General features: G+C 34.1%; 19 protein-coding genes. 8 read left to right on the top strand and 11 right to left on the bottom strand.

The features are described 5' to 3' along the window. Nucleotides 1-199: 199 nt before the first annotated feature. Nucleotides 200-367, bottom strand: a complete 168-nt coding sequence (locus ACK1U5_RS09915) for a hypothetical protein (RefSeq protein ID WP_000221433.1) — start codon at nucleotides 365-367, stop codon at nucleotides 200-202. A 163-nt stretch (nucleotides 368-530) separates the two neighbouring features. Between ACK1U5_RS09915 and ACK1U5_RS09920 the strand changes: the two genes are divergently transcribed. Then, entirely contained in the window at nucleotides 531-953 is a 423-nt protein-coding gene (locus tag ACK1U5_RS09920; protein WP_030024938.1) for a PH domain-containing protein, read from the top strand. A 95-nt stretch (nucleotides 954-1,048) separates the two neighbouring features. Here ACK1U5_RS09920 and fumC read toward each other — a convergent pair whose 3' ends face one another. Then, nucleotides 1,049-2,437 (bottom strand): class II fumarate hydratase, encoded by a 1,389-nt coding sequence (fumC, locus tag ACK1U5_RS09925; protein WP_000456608.1) that lies wholly within the window; start codon nucleotides 2,435-2,437, stop codon nucleotides 1,049-1,051. 191 nt (nucleotides 2,438-2,628) lie between these two features. Between fumC and ACK1U5_RS09930 the strand changes: the two genes are divergently transcribed. Next, nucleotides 2,629-3,339: an SDR family NAD(P)-dependent oxidoreductase gene (locus tag ACK1U5_RS09930; protein WP_069604824.1), complete on the top strand. Its 711-nt coding sequence runs from the start codon at nucleotides 2,629-2,631 to the stop codon at nucleotides 3,337-3,339. 16 nt (nucleotides 3,340-3,355) lie between these two features. Next, nucleotides 3,356-3,736 carry a MerR family transcriptional regulator gene (locus ACK1U5_RS09935; protein ID WP_069604826.1) on the top strand — a complete coding sequence of 127 codons (381 nt, stop codon included), beginning with the start codon at nucleotides 3,356-3,358 and terminating at the stop codon, nucleotides 3,734-3,736. Between the two features lie 40 nt (nucleotides 3,737-3,776). On the opposite strand, the gene nhaC is transcribed toward ACK1U5_RS09935, so the two are convergent. The 4 genes from nhaC to ACK1U5_RS09955 form a co-directional block, all read right to left on the bottom strand. Then, on the bottom strand, nucleotides 3,777-5,180 hold the full coding sequence (gene nhaC / locus ACK1U5_RS09940; protein WP_000843992.1) for a Na+/H+ antiporter NhaC: 1,404 nt from the start codon (nucleotides 5,178-5,180) through the stop codon (nucleotides 3,777-3,779). 463 nt (nucleotides 5,181-5,643) lie between these two features. Next, nucleotides 5,644-6,303, bottom strand: a complete 660-nt coding sequence (locus ACK1U5_RS09945) for a class I SAM-dependent methyltransferase (protein WP_001104673.1) — start codon at nucleotides 6,301-6,303, stop codon at nucleotides 5,644-5,646. 112 nt (nucleotides 6,304-6,415) lie between these two features. Then, nucleotides 6,416-7,300 (bottom strand): TIGR03943 family putative permease subunit, encoded by an 885-nt coding sequence (locus ACK1U5_RS09950; protein ID WP_069604823.1) that lies wholly within the window; start codon nucleotides 7,298-7,300, stop codon nucleotides 6,416-6,418. Between the two features lie 13 nt (nucleotides 7,301-7,313). Next, nucleotides 7,314-8,306, bottom strand: a complete 993-nt coding sequence (locus ACK1U5_RS09955; RefSeq protein ID WP_175423925.1) for a permease — start codon at nucleotides 8,304-8,306, stop codon at nucleotides 7,314-7,316. A gap of 168 nt (nucleotides 8,307-8,474) precedes the next feature. Here ACK1U5_RS09955 and ACK1U5_RS09960 point away from each other — a divergent pair, with 168 nt between their 5' ends. After that, complete coding sequence (locus ACK1U5_RS09960; protein WP_069604822.1) at nucleotides 8,475-9,662, top strand: GTP-binding protein; 1,188 nt, start codon at nucleotides 8,475-8,477, stop codon at nucleotides 9,660-9,662. A 35-nt stretch (nucleotides 9,663-9,697) separates the two neighbouring features. Here the strand turns inward: ACK1U5_RS09960 and ACK1U5_RS09965 are convergent, their stop codons facing one another. After that, on the bottom strand, nucleotides 9,698-10,009 hold the full coding sequence (locus ACK1U5_RS09965) for a DUF3784 domain-containing protein (RefSeq protein ID WP_000955204.1): 312 nt from the start codon (nucleotides 10,007-10,009) through the stop codon (nucleotides 9,698-9,700). Nucleotides 10,010-10,145: 136 nt separating this feature from the next. On the opposite strand from ACK1U5_RS09965, the gene ACK1U5_RS09970 reads away from it, so the two are divergent. Next, nucleotides 10,146-11,111, top strand: coding sequence for a DMT family transporter (locus ACK1U5_RS09970; RefSeq protein ID WP_069604821.1), 966 nt, complete (start codon nucleotides 10,146-10,148; stop codon nucleotides 11,109-11,111). Between the two features lie 16 nt (nucleotides 11,112-11,127). Next, nucleotides 11,128-11,799 (top strand): GntR family transcriptional regulator, encoded by a 672-nt coding sequence (locus ACK1U5_RS09975; RefSeq protein WP_061139456.1) that lies wholly within the window; start codon nucleotides 11,128-11,130, stop codon nucleotides 11,797-11,799. A gap of 56 nt (nucleotides 11,800-11,855) precedes the next feature. Here the strand turns inward: ACK1U5_RS09975 and fbpA are convergent, their stop codons facing one another. Both fbpA and ACK1U5_RS09985 read right to left on the bottom strand, forming a co-directional pair. Then, entirely contained in the window at nucleotides 11,856-12,026 is a 171-nt protein-coding gene (gene fbpA, locus ACK1U5_RS09980) for a Fur-regulated basic protein FbpA (RefSeq protein ID WP_000098302.1), read from the bottom strand. A gap of 193 nt (nucleotides 12,027-12,219) precedes the next feature. Next, complete coding sequence (locus ACK1U5_RS09985) at nucleotides 12,220-13,119, bottom strand: cation diffusion facilitator family transporter (protein ID WP_000510035.1); 900 nt, start codon at nucleotides 13,117-13,119, stop codon at nucleotides 12,220-12,222. A 211-nt stretch (nucleotides 13,120-13,330) separates the two neighbouring features. Here ACK1U5_RS09985 and ACK1U5_RS09990 point away from each other — a divergent pair, with 211 nt between their 5' ends. Next, nucleotides 13,331-14,404, top strand: a complete 1,074-nt coding sequence (locus tag ACK1U5_RS09990) for a WD40/YVTN/BNR-like repeat-containing protein (RefSeq protein ID WP_000825300.1) — start codon at nucleotides 13,331-13,333, stop codon at nucleotides 14,402-14,404. A 41-nt stretch (nucleotides 14,405-14,445) separates the two neighbouring features. Here ACK1U5_RS09990 and ACK1U5_RS09995 read toward each other — a convergent pair whose 3' ends face one another. Beyond that, on the bottom strand, nucleotides 14,446-15,546 hold the full coding sequence (locus ACK1U5_RS09995; RefSeq protein WP_003312848.1) for a DUF4179 domain-containing protein: 1,101 nt from the start codon (nucleotides 15,544-15,546) through the stop codon (nucleotides 14,446-14,448). After that, nucleotides 15,543-16,109 carry a sigma-70 family RNA polymerase sigma factor gene (locus ACK1U5_RS10000; RefSeq protein ID WP_000840007.1) on the bottom strand — a complete coding sequence of 189 codons (567 nt, stop codon included), beginning with the start codon at nucleotides 16,107-16,109 and terminating at the stop codon, nucleotides 15,543-15,545. The genes ACK1U5_RS09995 and ACK1U5_RS10000 overlap by 4 nt, the downstream gene beginning before the upstream one ends. A gap of 261 nt (nucleotides 16,110-16,370) precedes the next feature. On the opposite strand from ACK1U5_RS10000, the gene asnB reads away from it, so the two are divergent. Beyond that, a complete protein-coding gene (gene asnB, locus ACK1U5_RS10005; RefSeq protein WP_069604820.1) occupies nucleotides 16,371-18,194 on the top strand; it encodes an asparagine synthase (glutamine-hydrolyzing) in 1,824 nt (607 codons plus the stop codon). The last annotated feature ends 34 nt before the right edge of the window (nucleotides 18,195-18,228 follow it).

Below are 18,228 nucleotides of genomic sequence, written 5' to 3' on the forward strand. Positions count from 1 at the left end.
CATGAATATTCTTCAAGACCCTTGGTTTACCGTTAAGCAAATTACACAGAACGCATATGCGATTAGTGAATATGGAACTGGTATTCACTCATTACAAAACTTCAGTATTCAATTTTAACTACAAAAAAGATGTTTCCGTATAAGAAAACACCTTTTACTTTTTATCCCGCTATTTACCGGGCAGTAAGCCTCCCACTAATTAACGTTTCACTTTATATATTCTATTTACAGTCTCTACTAAAACCTTACTTGCTTGTACAAATGTATGCTTTCGATTTCTATCTTCAACAAATTTATTAGCACAACTACTCATAATCATCATACAACTAATTATGACTAACGCTATCTTTCTATTCTTGTAAGTCACTTTATGCCACTCCACTATTACAAAACTTCTTTTGAATTTATCCCATCAAGAAATTTTACATGAATAATAAAACGTGTGAATATGCAATTCTGCATATTCACACGTTTTATCACAATGTTATGATTTAATTTAGTTAAAGAACAAGTATACCGAGGTGACTAACTTGAAATTTAAAGCGAAAAAAAATCCATTCCACGTCATTTTCATTACATTATTTATAATTATTTTTTTCGTTTCATTATTCTTCCAAAATGAAAATTCTATTTTTTTCACTCTCATGATGCTGCTAAATATCGTGAATCTTTCTTCATTCTATTTCTCTCACTACAACGTAACGGAATCATCTCTTGTTGTAAAACACGGTTTCATTTTTCATACTGAAATTCCATTTGAAAATATTCGTCACGTTAAATACTCTGGTAAAAAACTTCATTCAAAAAAATGGACTAGACAACAATTAGAAATCCATTACAATTTATTTGACTCAGTGACCACTTTCATACCACTAGAAGAAGAAAAATTCATTTCACTCTTAAAAGAGAACTGCCCACAGATGAAAGTAATGAATACGCCTGCTAACAAATAATATATTTTGAAGCTTGTAGTATTGCAAGTAGATGAAACATAAAAATGAACATCAAAAAAGCCAAGATTCTATACTCAGAACCCTGGCTTTTTCTATTACTCTTTTGGAGCAATCATTTTCTTTGGATCTACAATTTCATCAAATTGCTCTTCTGTTAGTAGCCCAGATTGCAATGCTGCTTCTTTTAAAGTTAATCCTTCTTTATGAGCATGCTTCGCAATTTTCGCTGCATTTTCATATCCGATATGTGGGTTTAGCGCTGTTACAAGCATTAGTGAGCGATTCACATTTTCATTAATTACTTCTTCATCTGCTTCAATACCAACTGCACAATTGTCATTAAACGAAACAATTGCATCCGCTAATAAGTGAGCTGATTGTAAGAAGTTATAAGCAATAACAGGTTTAAATACATTTAACTCAAAGTTACCTTGGCTCGCAGCAAATCCGATTGTTGCATCATTTCCCATTACTTGCGCTACAACCATCGTTAACGCTTCACTTTGCGTTGGATTTACTTTACCTGGCATAATAGAGCTTCCCGGTTCATTTGCTGGAATAATAATTTCTCCAAGACCACTACGTGGACCACTTGCAAGCCAACGTACATCGTTAGCGATCTTCATTAAATCCGCAGCTAATGCTTTTAATGCACCGTGAGTATATACAACTTCATCATGGCTCGTTAATGCATGGAACTTATTTGGTGCAGAAACAAATTGTTTACCTGTAAATTGACTAATTTCCTCTGATACCATCTCGCCAAATTTAGGATGAGCATTAATACCTGTTCCAACCGCAGTTCCACCAATTGCTAACTCTTTCATATATGTATTGCTCTCTGCAATCATACGCTCTGTTTTTTCAAGCATACGGTGCCATCCGCTAATTTCTTGCCCTAAAGTTAACGGCGTTGCATCTTGTAAATGTGTACGACCAATTTTTATAATATGTTCAAATGCAGTTACTTTTTCTGCTAAAGTTTCTTTTAATTTCGTAATTGCTGGTAATACGTGATTTTCTACTGCGATTACACAAGCTACATGAAGCGCCGTTGGAAATGTATCATTTGAACTTTGTGACATGTTCACATCATCATTCGGATGAATATGTACGTCAGATCCCTTCTCTTTCAAAATTTGATTCCCACGATTTGCAATTACTTCATTCACATTCATGTTTGACTGTGTACCACTACCTGTTTGCCATACGACAAGCGGAAAATGTTCATTCCATTTCCCTGCAATCACTTCATCCGCAGCTTCTACAATTGCTTCTGCTTTTTCTTCTGATAGCTTTCCTAATTTTTGATTGCTAAGCGCTGCACTCTTCTTTAAAATTGCAAATGCTTTTACAATTTCAAGCGGCATTTGCTCTGTTCCAATTGGAAAGTTTTCTTTACTACGTTGTGTTTGTGCTGCCCATAATTTATCAGCTGGAACTTTTATTTCTCCTAATGTATCTCTTTCAATTCTGTACTCCATGTTTTCATCCCCTTGAAAATATAATACCTACATCTCTTATAATAACAGACTTTCTCTTAAATGATAAGAATTCTCACTCTTATATATAGATATTCTATATTTATTTTAAAAAATTCCTCTTGACCTAAACTTAAGTTTAGGCTGTATCCTTTCCATTGTAACCTACTATAACATTACTGGAGGAATTCAATATGAAAAAATATGCTTTTATAACAGGTGCGAATAAAGGAATTGGATATGAACTTGTTCGTCAATTAGCAGAAAAAGATTATCACGTATTTTTAGGTGCTCGTAATGAACAACTTGGACAACAAGCCGTAGAATCTTTAAATGTTTCAAACGTTTCCTATATTCAAGTAGATATTTCAAATTCACAATCCATTCAAGAAGCAACAAAGAAAATTTACGAAACGACTGATTACTTACATTTATTAATTAATAATGCAGGCATAGCGCTAGACTTCAATGTGCTACCTAGTGAATTAAATATTGAAACTTTACGCCAAGGATTTGAAGTTAATTTTTTTGGAACTTTCCAAATGATGCAAGCCTTTTTACCATTATTAAAGAATTCAAGCAACAGTAAAATAATAAATGTAACAACTGACATGGCCTCACTAACAATGTTTGCTAATGGTGAAACACATCCAATTAATACACTAGGATATAATTCTTCAAAAACAGCTATTAATGCTTTAACATTAGCTTTTAGTAAAGAATTTGCCACTAACGGTCCAGAAGTATTTGGGGTAACTCCTGGTTTTACAACTACGGATCTTAATGGAAATTCCCCCGGTGGCCATACAACCACTGAAAGTGCTAAAATTATTGTTAAATATGCATTAAGTGAAACAAACTATAATGGTAAAATACTTAACAAAGATGGCATTATACCTTGGTAATAAAAGGATGAATGATATGTATTATACAATTGGGCAAGTCGCCAAAATGCAACACTTAACTATTTCTCAAATACGTTATTACGATAAAAAAGGACTGTTTCCTTTTCTGCAAAGAAACGAAAAAGGAGATCGAGTTTTTGATGAAGAAGCACTGAAATATTTAGAGATGATTTTGTGTTTAAAAAACACTGGTATGCCAATTCAAAAAATAAAACAATTTATCGACTGGTCTATGGAAGGAGAATCTACCATCCTTCAAAGGTTAGAATTAATGAAACAACAGGAGACCAATGTCTTACAGCTCATTCAAGACACTGAAAAAAACTTAAAAAAGATACAACAAAAAATTGCTAAATATGAGAATGAAATAACTTCAGCAAATGCTATTAAAAAATAAAAAAATCACCTTCTACATATTGTAGAAGGTGATTTTTATTTTATGATGCTTGCTTTCCTTTATCGGCATCATCTACATACCAGATGAATTTGCCTGTATATCCGTAAATAACTGCTAAAATTAACGATACGAAGCTTAACCACATAAACGGAACGTATGAGAACGTTGCTACACCTAAAATACCAGCCATAAAAATACCATTATCAGACCATGGAACCATACCTGAAGTTAACGTTCCACCTACTTCTGAGTTACGCGCTAATACACGACGGTCTATTTTTAATTTATCATAGCTATCTTCCATAATTTTTGGTGTTAAAATTAGTGATACATACATCGCACAACCAAATATATTAGCTAAGAATGCCACGATTAATGTAGACAATGTTACATTACCTGCAGAATTTAATTTCTTCTCAAATTTTGATACGATTACTTTTAAAACACCTAGTTTTTCAAGTAATCCACCAAATCCTAAACCGAAAATAATAACGGCTACTGAGCCAAGCATGCCGTTAATTCCACCACGGTTTAATAACTTGTCAACAAACTCAACACCAGATTGAATTGAGAATCCGTTATAAGCTGTTCCAATCGCCTCTCCAAAGTTCATCCCTTGGAAAAGGGTTGCCCAAATTGCACCAATTAAAGCTCCCATTGCAATTGTTGGCATAGACGGTTTCTTCATCGCTAATAGAACGATAACAATGACCGCCGGAACAAGCATCCATATTTTAATATCAAATTGCTTTAATAAAGCTTCTTTTAAAAATTCTACTCGATTCAAATCTACATTATCGCCGCCATACATCCAACCAGCTACAGTAAACATAATACTAGTAATAATATAAGCTGGAACATCTAATACGAGCATAGCTCGAACGTGAGCAATAACATCTACTTTCGCCATAGAAGCTGCAAGAACTGTGCTATCAGAAAGTGGTGATAATTTGTCGCCGAAATAAGCTCCTGAAAGAACTGCACCAGCAACAAGCGGAAGTGGTAAACCAAGTCCTTCACCAATCGCCATCATAGCAATACCTGCTGTTCCCACTGTTCCCCAAGACGTTCCTGTTGCGATAGAAGTTATAGAACAAATAATTAATGTTGCTAATAGGAATATGCTAGGGTGAATAAATTCTAATCCATAATAGATTAATGTTGGTACTACCCCACCAGCAATCCATGTTCCAATTAAAGCACCTACTGCAACTAAAATCAGTATCGCTTCTAATCCGTTAGAAATCCCTTTCGTAATTGCATCTTGCAATTCTTGATAACGAAATCCTAATCTTAATCCAAGCGCAATTACTAAAAACCATGAAATAAATAGCGCTAATTGAATTGGGAGATCAAAAATCGTTTGGAAGGAAAAGACAACAGCAAGAAATAGTAATAAAAGAACTATGATTTCTAGCATCGATGGTAATCTTACACTTTTCATTTTTTTCTCTCCTTACAAGTCGATAACATGACGTATGTCGTCTTACATGTATGTAATATACAATTAGCGAAGACAAAACAAAATTTTCATATTATTTCGATTTATTTTTCCAGTATAATATATTCACAACCCTTTCTATTGTAAAAGTAGATTACGTTTTTCGCAATGAAAAATATAAAAAATGTTGTATTTTTATTTATCCCGATATTTTCGGCCAATAAGACCCCCGTCTCAAAATTCAGTAAGTGCAAAGCACTTAGGTAAGAAATTAACTACTGTAAAATTCCGAATTGATATGAACGTATTAAAGCTTCACTTTATTTACAAAGAAAAATACCATACTAACTTTTTTAATATTTGCTGCAATAAAACTTTTTACAACTATCTTCGCTTTTTAATTCACACCATTATTTTCTACATAAAAAATAGGGCACACATCATTAAAATGATGCATGCCCTACCTTTATTTATACATATTTTGTATTTCTTCTTTATTTTTAAGTATTTCCTCAAACTTATCACTACAACCCTTCGGAAATAACACTCCCAGTCCATATGAATGCGCAAATTGAAAATGAGGGTACTTCGCTTTTACCTCATCCCAAAACTTATATACGCCGAAATCACTACTTCTAACTTCAATATCATGAAATAATACAATACCGTTTTTCGCGACTTTCGGTAGCCATGTATTATAATCGTGAGAAACAGCTTCATACGTATGATAGCCATCAATATGCAAAAGATTTATCGTTTCATCTTGAAACCGGTCTACAGCATCATCAAAAGTAGATCGAATTAAATTTCCTATATTAAGGTAGTTATCGCTCACTACTTTTTCTACTATTTGAAAAACCCCTTCTCCATATGGACCTGTATGCCCATCTCCAGCCCAAGTATCTACTGCAAAGCATTTAGTCGATAACCCTCCATCTTTTACTCCCTGACAAAAACTAAAAAAGGAAGCTCCTAAATGTGTACCTAACTCAACTAAAGTTTCTGGTTTTTCAAATCGTACTAAGTCATATGCAAAATCTAAATGTCCACTCCACGCAGATTGTGACCGAATAATAGGACTAAATGTTTCAAATTCAAATGATGGTTTATGAGTAACCCAGTTCATCGCATAACTCCTTCTGCACATATTTTTAACAAACCAAATTACTCTTATCTTTATTTTTTTATCGTCTTGATTATGATTCTATTTCATGAAAATATGAAGAATTTATTCTTTTCTATTGAGGTAAAGCATCATATACATATGGGTCAGTTGGCTTATTAATTTTTTCGATTTTGTTTACTTTTACAAGTGGAAAGACTGTTCCTTTATATGTCGTTTCATCTAATAATCCTGTTATTTTTACCCATGTTTCTTCTGGAATTTTTTCAATATTTTTCCCGGTAACAATCATTCCCCAGACTGATGCATCCGCAATACAACAAGTTATGCCATATCGAGCCACTACTGCTTTATTCCCCGTCACATCTTTATCCTTATATATAAACCCTAAGAATGTAATTTCTTTCCCTTTAAACCAATTAACATTTTGACCAATTACATTCATTGTTTGAACATAATCCTTATCCTTTACTTGTAGTTTACGCTGTCCTAACATACTTTTTACTACTTGCTCTTCCGTTTTATAAGTCGTTGCTAAATTTGATGTTTCTTCTGAATCAACTAATACTTCTTGCTCATCAAACTTAACCTGTTTCCCCTCTTTTTCGTTTCTTTCCAGACTTCTCGCCTGTACACTTTGATTCATACCCCTTTTTCCTGCTAAACTTCCATCAATTGTTACACTTCCAAAGAGAAAAGCACTAACTATCGGAACAACAAATAAAACATATACAAAGAAACTTTTTATCCCTGCTTTTGATGTTGTATGATGTTTACAACAATTATAATCATGCTGTTTTTCTCTTCCATCTCCCCAAACTTGTACAATACCAAAAATTAAAATTACTACAAAAGCTATATACGTAAATTTGATCATTTTTGGAGCGATAAAATTATAAATATTCCCTGTTACAAGTAGTTTAAATAAGAGCATTGCTAAACCAATTAAAATAATGCCACGAATATAGCGATGATATGCCTTCTGCTCCTCTTTCTCCATTCTTTCTCACCTCCTATAACATTATGATTTGCACGATGGTATACACAGATACAATGACAATTCCCATCAAAAAGAATACAAATCTCTTTTGAAAATACGCAAATAGCATTAACGTATTTTTCAGATCAAGCATAGGCCCAAACACAAGAAATGCGAGAAGTGCCTTTATCGAGAAAACATGTCCAAAAGACGCAGCTATAAAAGCATCGGCTGCAGAGCAAATTGATAAAACATAACCAAACCCCATCATAATAATGGGAGCAATTACTTCGTTATGTGCTACTGCATCCAGTACATTCCGATCAAAAAACGTTTGAAATACACTTGCTAAAAAAGCACCAATCAATAAATACTTACCAGTATCAAAAAACTCATCTACAGTGTGATTCATAACATCTTTCCAACTCTTTTTTTTGCTTATTTGAACTGAAACCTCTACGTCTTTTAAAACATTTCTTTCGCGATAGCAATAATACACAATTAGCCCTATGAATAGAGCAACTAAAATTGTTATCCCAAAACGTGCATATACAACGTAATCATTTTTTGGAAACGCATATACAGTAGATAAAAGAACAACTGGATTCATAATGGGTGCACTCAATAAAATAACAATGCCTACATGAAGTGGTAGCCCTTTTTGAATGAGCCTTCTTACAATTGGTATAATGACACATTCACACATTGGAAAAAGAACTCCCACAAATACTGCTGGAATCATTGCAACAATTGGAGATTTCGGCATTACTTTTTGAATCATATCTTCCGTCACAAACACTTGAATACATGAAGAAACAATTACCCCTAATAAAATAAAAGGTATTGCTTCAAAAATGATACTTAAAAATACCGTATTCACATTCAGCCATTCCTGCGGTATATTTGTGTGCAAATTTACTAGACTTGTAAAATCTACAAAAAATAATAAAAAGAGAAACATAGCGATAAGAGCTATGCCTACTAATTCTTTTGAAACTCTATTAAAGACCAAGCTTCTCGCCTCCATTTTATTTACATGTAAACATGTGCTTGTCCAAATGCTTCATACTACAACACAAATTTTATAGTCTATTTCTATTCTTAAATCGTAATCATTATGATTTATTATTGATTTTTCTTTTCCTATCGTTTAATATAAAACGTAATCATTACGATTTAAAGGAGAGATCATTTCATGAAAAAAGTACCTATCACTGTATTAAGTGGTTTTTTAGGATCTGGAAAAACTACCTTACTACATCACATTTTGACCAATAAGAATAACTTAAAAGTAGCTGTTATCGTTAATGATATGAGCGAAGTAAACATTGATGCATCTCTTATAAAAAAGGGTGGTTTTTCACGTACGGAGGAAAAACTAGTAGAGATTCAAAATGGCTGTATTTGTTGTACACTACGAGAAGATTTAATGATAGAAGTGAATCGTCTTGTGGAAAATGGTGATATTGACTATATTATTATTGAATCTTCTGGTATAAGTGAGCCTATTCCAGTTGCTCAAACGTTTACTTATACAGACGAAGTTCTTAACATTGATTTAACGAAAAATTGTCGCCTCGATACGATGGTTACAGTTGTAGATGCAAATAGATTTTGGGATGATTTTGCAGATGGAGAAAGTTTATTAGACCGAAAACAAGCAATCGATGAGAATGATACCCGGGAAGTTATTGATTTATTAATAGATCAAATTGAATTTGCAAACGTAATTATTCTTAATAAGATAGATTTGCTAGAAAAAGAAGATGTAATAGAGCTTCATCATTTACTAAAAAAATTAAATCCTAATGCAAAAGTTCTTGAATCTTCGTTTAGCAAAGTACCATTACAAGAAATTTTAAACACAAATCTATTTAATTATGAAGAAGCCAGTCAATCGGCCGGCTGGATACAAGAATTAAATAGTGACCATCATACACCGGAAACGGAAGAATACGGTATCAATTCCTTTGTTTACCGCCGCAAATATCCTTTCCATCCCGAGCGCCTTATGAATTGGCTAGAAAGATGGCCTTTAGATATTGTAAGAGCGAAAGGATTCTTCTGGCTGGCATCTCGTAATAATATGATAGGGCTTCTATCTCAAGCAGGTTCCTCTATTATAATTCAAGGAGCCGGTGAGTGGATAGCGGCATTACCTGAAACTGAAAGAAATCAAATGTTTACAGAAGAACCAGAAGTATTGAAAAACTGGGATAAACAATATGGAGATCGAATAACCGAACTCGTATTTATCGGAATTGATATGAACCGTTCTTTAATTGAACAATCATTAGATAGTTGTCTATTAACAGAGAAAGAAATGAAACAAGATTGGGATATATTTGTTGATCCTATTCCAGCTTTTACTTATACTTCATAATAATTTAAAAAAGGCTTCAGTAGAATGAAGCCTTTTTACTTTATAGCACTCTTATTTAATAGGTTTGCTTTAATTATGAATACAATTGTACCTAAAACAATTAATATAGCATATATGATACCAACTACAGCACCTATTTTTTCTAAGCCAAGCGGTAATATTATAGTAGCAACTCCAACTATATAAGAAAATGCTCCTGAAAGCTTCGCTAATTTATTTTTATCTCCAACAAACGTTTCTTCTTGATATCCTGCTAACAAAAACAACCTCTTTTTCACATGTATTTGATACCCTAAAAAAATGATAAGTAACCCTACAAATAAACAAACTAAAAATCCAGTTAACATATCCTCCCCCTCCTCTACAATATTTTACTATACATAAAAAATAAAATTAGAAATTTCAGTTTATTAACAAGTCATTCTGTGATATATTGCATATTGTATTCAATTTGTATTTTTAGAAAGGAGAATTTTAGATCATATGGATTCAAATCGATTAAAAGGAATTATAATGGTCATAATCGGTGCTTGTTTATGGGGCTTGTCTGGTACAGCTGCACAACAACTTTTTCAATATGACAATGTTTCAACCGAATGGTTAGTTACGATCCGTTTACTTATATCTGGAATTATTTTGCTCATTATTTCCTCATTCGGAACGAGAAAAAAAGAGATATTTGGCATTTGGAAACAAAAATCTGATGCTATTAAAATGATTTTGTTTGGTCTATTCGGTATGCTTGCTGTACAGTATACGTATTTCGCTTCAATTAAAGAAGGAAATGCTGCCGTCGCAACATTATTGCAATATTTAGCTCCTATATTCATCACTGTATACTTACTTTTCCAATGGAACGTTCGTCCATCAAAAATTGATTTCATTTCAATTACCCTTTCATTAGTAGGCACTTTTCTCTTACTAACAAACGGGTCTGTTCATAACTTGGCTGTTTCTACACCAGCTATTATTTGGGGTATTTTATCTGGATTATCTCTCGCTTTTTATAGTTTATATTCAAAGGAATTGTTAGAAAAGTGGTCTTCCTCCGTTATCGTTGGATGGGGCATGATTATTGGGGGTATTGGTGTAACGATTGTACACTTTATTTCTACAAACGAATTCATTTTATTATCAACTATGAAATATGTAAAACTAAGTACCCTACCGCTCATCACATTTGTCGTCATTTTCGGGACACTTATTGCCTTTTATTTATACTTAGACAGCATACGATACCTGACTCCGAAAGAAACAACATTATTTGGTTGCACAGAACCACTCGCAGCTATTATTTCTTCTGTACTTATATTGCACGTGCCATTTCAATCTTTTCAATTATTAGGCGCTTTTTGTGTCATTGTAATGGTGCTCATCTTAGGCCAAAAGCCAGATGAAGGGAAACAAAAATTAAAGCTTGTTCATACAAAAAAGGAAAATATACAATGAAAGGATTGAATTCACTATGCCTGTCCCTCAAAATTATAAAAAACCAGGAAGAATTTCAGCAAAATCACTCGTTTTAAATCAACTACAAAATTGGATTATTGAAGGTGTACTGAAGCCCAATGAAAAAATTAATGATGGGGAATTGGCTGAGGCACTAGGAGTAAGCAGAACACCTGTAAGAGAAGCACTTCAAATATTAGAGCTTTCTGGATTAGTGGAAATGGTACCAGGGCAAAAAACGAAAATTGCTCCTATTAAATTAGACGACGTATCTATCATTTATGAAACGATGGCTGGTCTTCACTCTATTATAGGAAAGCAAGCTCTTCAAAACATTACAGACGCTGATATTCAACTACTTTCTGAAATAAATAATCATTTTCAGCACTCTATAGAGAAAAAAAACGCAAAACAAGCTTTAGAATTAGATATACAATTCCACAATACAATTTCTTCTATTGCTAAAAACCAATATATTGAACCCTTTCTAGAAAATATGCAACTTCACGTTTTACGTCTTGAATATTTATTTTTCCAAAACTTTGTTCCAGCAAGTCAATCTATTGAAGAACATCACTCTATCATTCAAGCATTACAGAAGCAGGACGAAAAACAAATGGAACAAATAATGACCCAAAACTGGCTCCGTCCCATGAAAGAAATACAAAAAATAATTTCTACGAAGTAAAAAAAGAGCTGGTTACACAAAATCGTAACCAGCTCTCCTTTTACTAATCTATATAGCTACGCCTGAATATTCGCATAATCTTCCATATCTTCGTACTCTTTTTCCAATTCCTCTAAAGACAGCTCGTATAATTGTCGGTCGCGAATCTTAAACACACCTGCTCCAATTAACTCATCAATTAAATGCCTCTTACGATTTTCAACAGCAAAACGGAGTTGACTACTCATCTTTTAAAAAACTCCTTTCTACGATCATTGAAAATGATAATCTCTATCAATTACCACTTTTGATTATAAAAGATGACTCTTTATAAGTAAAGTAATTTCATGAAATATTTACCTTGCAAAGTACTTGTGGCCACATTATATATATGTATGCCGTGCGAAAAATGTTATGACACTTTTTCTTATCCTTTTTCTTTCATACTTTGCAAGTTGTCTCATCATGATTAAATTCACCATCTATTTCTACTTGAATGGTGACATGTTCTACATGAAATTTCTCCTTTAATACATACGTAGCCTCTTTTAATACACTTTGCGTTTCATTTCCTTTAATAATAAGATGACATGTTAATACTTGAAAATCTGATGTGACAGACCATATGTGCAAATCATGAACTTCTTTGACAATCGGAATATTTAATAACGTACTTTTTACCTCTTCAACATTTATGTGCTGTGGTGCACCTTCCATTAATATATGAACCGTATCACGTGTTACACGCCATCCACTAATAATGACTAAAATAGACACAAGAATACTAGCAATCGCATCTGCAGCAGTCCATCCGAAAAATTTAATAAGTAACGCAGCAATAATCGCTCCGACGGAACCCAATAGATCGCCTAGTACGTGCAGGAAAGCACTTCTTAAATTCAAATTACCTTTCACATCTCCGCCTCTCATTAATATCCAAGCTGATAAAATATTAATAAGCAGACCCAGGACTGCAATAATGAGCATCCCATTACTAGCAATCTCAACTGGTTCTTTAAAACGACGGATTGCTTCAATAAAAATGTATACCGAAATGACAATAAGAACGACACCGTTACATAATGCTGCTAACATTTCGACTCGCTTATACCCGTATGTTTTCGCAGTTGTTGCTGTTTTTTCTCCGAGTTTAAACGCAAGTAAACTTAAAGCTAAAGATACTGCATCACTTAGCATATGCCCCGCGTCAGATAGTAGTGCTAAGCTATTTGTTACAAATCCACCAACAACTTCTGCAATCATAAAACTTGTTGTTAGTAGGAAGGCAATTAGTAACGCCTTTTTATTTTTTGAATGACCATGATCATGCGAATGTCCCATACTTATACTCCTTTAAGTACAATATCTGTATGTTAGTATGAAACAAACTCCCCATCTTTATCCCGAATTGACTGATTGTAAACGCCCGCTTCCTCTGTATACACACTTCGCTATTTTTTAAACAATCCCTTTTTCTCAAATAAAACAAGACTACTTCTTTTTTATTTTCATATTGTTTACTAATGAAAGAATTTTTAAGGAGGTTACTTAAATGAAACGTTTATTTCTCTGTATGGAACGTGAACTTGTTGTAGTGAAAGAACACAATGATAACTATGAAACGACTTATCACTTACAAAATATGCAACCTACCTGTATCGCTGTTGATCCATTTCAAAAGAATCGTGTATATTGCGGAACATTTGGACGAGGTCTATGGTTAAGTGACGATAGTGGGGATTCATGGCGACCAATTGGAGATTCTTATCGTTACTTTGATTTCCCTAAAGAAGATGGTATTTTGCACTCCTCTATCACTTCCATAACAATAAGCTCAAATGAACAAGTTAACGGATATGGGGTCGTTTATGTCGGCACAGAACCGAGCGCTTTATTTCGCTCTGAAAATGGTGGTGAAACGTGGACTGAACTTAAAAATATGAAATCATTATTATCTTCTTATACATGGGCTTTCCCGCCTAGACCTTTTACCCATCACGTACGCTGGATTACAGTTGATCCAAACAACCCTAATACAATACACGTTTCAATCGAAGCTGGTGCTGTTATTCAAAGTAATGATAAAGGGCATACATGGATTGATAAAAAATTCGGTGCTCCTATCGATGCTCATCAATTACTTATGCACCCTGAAGCACCAAATCGTCTTTATGCATCATGTGGTGACGGATTTATGGGCGGACCTGATCGTGCTTATCTTGAGAGTTATAACAATGGAAACAGCTGGATCTCATGTAGTGCAGGACTTGAACATCATTATTTATACAGCATGGCTATCGATCCAGCTGATTGTGATACGATTCTCGTTTCTGCTGCGCCAAGTGCTGATCTCGCTCATCATCGTATCCCTTATGAATCTTATATTTATCGAAAAACGAAAGATACTCCGTTCCAGCAAGTACAACAAGGATTACCATCTGCAATCGGTACAGTCATTTCGATGTTTGCGACAAACGAAGCCGAACCACATACGTTCTACACGTTAAATAACAATGGCGTCTTTCAATCCAATGATAGCGGCGAATCGTGGGAACAACTAAATATTTCGTGGAAAGATGAATATAAAACGCAGCATCCGCATGCATTGCTCGTTACTAGTTCTTAACAAAAAAAAGACTGCCTAAATGATTTTAGGCAGTCTCTCTTTTATTTCTTTAAATCAATGACAATATCATCTAACACAATATCTTTACTCTTCGCTTCTTTTTTCGGTACTTCTATTTTCTTCTCTTTCCCATTCACATACTCTACTCCACCATGATTTTCAGGTGTATGTACTCGCAAGTGCACGCGAGGTGTAACGATAAGCTTTGTTGCATTTTCGTTTAGTTTTTGGAAGGTGGCACTCCAATGGATATTGTAAGGATCGTTGCCACTTCCCCCATTTCCTTCACCCGAATAAATATTCCCTAAATCATCCTTAACCGTCAATTCAACATCTACACTATCCCATTCTTTCCTCGCGCCCTTAGAAACCTCTTGATTGTAATAAAGAATAAATGAAACTGGCGATATTGCGACCTTTTCCATATTTGCTTTTATACCTTCTTTTTCCGAACTCCCACCAATTGTTCTCTCTTTACTATCCACTGATTTTACAGTTAACGCGAAATTCCAATTACCTTGTATTGATTTTTTCCTATCTGGCATCTCTATTCTCTCTATATTCCATCTAAAGTTTACTTTGTCCTTTTTATTGCTATCATGATGCGTCGTTGTTACCATACCTACATACTTTTTTTCAGTAACTTTAGTCATTTTACCACTGCCTGAACTACCATGAGCGTCCATTATATCCAATCCACCTAATATGATAGGATCCTCCCCTAAGTCCTGCTCACTTTCCAGTGAATACGTTATAGATAATGTTCTGCCATCAGAAATTACATCATTAATTGTAACCTTAACCCCATTACTCTCTTTTGTCATATTCAACTCAGTCGAAAATTCCTTATAATTTTCATATAATCCCGTTCTACCATTATCTAAAAATCGGAATATGTCACCTACAATTGGCAATCCCCCGGCATATGTAGGAAAACCGATACCAAGAGTTGCAACCGATAACCCTACTAAAATTGATGCAGCAGCGACACCTTTTTTCCAACTTTTCATCTTTTTCTTCGTACGTATCGATTGTTTTACATTTCGTTTTACTTTTTCCTTTTCAATTTCAGAAGCCTCAATTTCTTCTAGTTCTTTTTCATCTATATCAATATCATTTAATAGTTCATAAATGTCTTTCATATTGCACTACCTCCAAAACTAATATTCGTAGCATTTTGTTGTAGTTTCTTTTTCCCCCGGTACACTCGATTATCAATTGCTGCCCGAGTTAATCCTAACTTGTCGCCTATTTCCTCTGTCTTCATACCAAGTAAATATTTCATAATGAACACCTTTTGATCTAGCGGTTCTAATTGATTAATGAGCTTCAATAATTCTTCCCTATCTTCCATAACGATTAATTCGTCTTCTGCTGATTTTTCTGTACTGATATGAAACTCATCTGAAATGATTTCTACTGTTTTAGTCGATTTCCGGTAATAATCAATTGCTTTAAACTTCGCAATCGCTGCAATCCACTTTTTAAAATCACTCGGCTCTCCATGGAATTTATTTGCGTTATTCCAAATGGAAAGAAATATATCGTTTATACATTCCTCTATGAGTCCATCATTTTGAATGGGAAGTAGAACTTTATGCGTGATCCCCTTTATGAGTGGTAAGTATGTATCGACAACGAATTCTAACGCGTCTTCTTTTTGCCGCTGTAATCTTTTTATAAAATTTTTCTCATTTGATTTCATGTAGCGATTCCCCTTATTGTTTTGTAAAAGCTTTTACACCCTATATAACGTCTGAGAAAATTTTTTCTCTCATCTTTTTTATTTTTTGTATGTAATGGAATACTTTCCCTTAGCCATTTTCTCACATAACTATGCATTCAAGGAAAACTTTCTCAAGTCTGTAATTTAATTCATGTGGTACACTATTTATATAGTCACTCTTTAATTTAGTGTACATTTTATTTCATTAATCTATTTTAAAAATTAGGAGATGAGATGTGTATGTGTGGAATTACAGGTTGGGTAGATTGGAAAGAAGACCTTTCAAATCAACATGTTATTTTAAAAAAGATGGCAAATAGTATTCAGCATCGCGGTCCGGATGCTGAAGGATTTTGGTTTTCACCTCATGCGGCCTTTGCACACCGGCGTTTAATTGTAATTGATCCAGAAGGCGGGACACAGCCTAAGACATTTCGTGCTGGTGATTATACGTATGCTCTTACTTATAATGGAGAAATTTATAATTTCCGTGAACTGAGAGAGCAGCTTCAAAAATGTGGGCATGCATTTGAAACCCATTCAGATACAGAAGTACTACTACATGCTTATTTAGAATGGAAAGAAGACTGCGTACGACATTTAAACGGAATTTTCGCTTTTGCCTTATGGGATGATCAGAAGCAACAATTGTTTTTAGCACGAGATCATTTAGGTGTAAAACCACTCTTTTTTACAGAAAGAAATGGCAGTATTATTTTCGGCTCTGAAATTAAAGCATTATTAGCGCATCCATCTGTCCCTGCTGAAATTGATGCGGATGGAATAAATGAAATATTTGGATTAGGCTTATTTCGCACCCCAGGATGTGGCGTCTTTAAACATATTCAAGAAGTACGTGCTGGACATTCTATAACATTTACACGTCATAAAAAAGTAGTTACGAAGTATTGGAATTTAGAAAGTAAGTTCCATACAGACTCTATAGAAGATACATCTTCGCATATTTTATCTATTTTACAAGATACAGTAAAAAGACAATTAATTGCCGATGTTCCTCTCGTTTGTATGTTATCAGGCGGATTAGACTCTAGCGGTATTACTGCACTTGCGGGTAAAGAATTTGCTGCTGAAAATAAAACACTTCATACGTATTCTGTTGACTTTGTAAATAGCGCAAAAGATTTCGAACTGACATTTGCTCGCACTGGTTTAGACGCTCCTTGGGTAAAACGCGTTTCTGAACATGTCGGGACAGCGCATCATGATATCATTGTGAATGCTGAAGAATTAGCAAATCACTTATTCGTTCCCCTTCATGCAAAAGATTTACCGAGTGCTGGTGAAATGGAAACTTCACTATATTTACTATTTTGCGAAATGAAAAAAGATGCGACCGTAGCTTTATCCGGCGAATCAGCTGATGAAGTATTCGGTGGATATCCTTGGTTTCATCAAGAAGAACTACTATATGTAGATAAGTTTCCTTGGCTAACAAATTGGAAAAATACATCTCCTCTTCTACTAAATGAAGTAAGTAACCAATGCAATCTAGAAGACTATATTGATACACGATTCCAAGAAGCGATACTTGAAGTACCTACTCTTGAAGGCGAAAGTAAAAAATCCGCGAAACAACGTCAAATGTTTTATTTATTTTTAACAAGATTCCTTCCTTTCTTACTTGACCGTAAAGATCGTATGAGTATGGCTGTTGGATTTGAAGTTCGTGTACCGTTTTGCGATTATAGATTAGTTGAATATTTATGGAATGTTCCTTTCAACATAAAAAGTATTGATAATATTGAAAAAGGCATTTTACGTAGAGCACTACAACCAGCTTTACCTGACGATGTACGCAATAGAAGAAAAAGCGCTTATCCAACTTCACAAGATCCACACTACTTACAAACAATCCGTAATTTAACACTTGATATGTGTAACAATAAAAACAATCCTATTTTCTCACTTATTAACCATTCCATCTTACTTTCAATTGCTGATCAAAGTAATAAAGTGATTAACAATTTTGAAGCAAGAAGTGCCATGGAGTATATGCTACAAGTAAATGAATGGTTGAAAACATATCACATCCATATTGCTTAACAAAAAGGAGTTCAAGGATAAAAACCTTGAACTC

It is taken from the genome of Bacillus sp. XB1 (assembly GCF_053557995.1).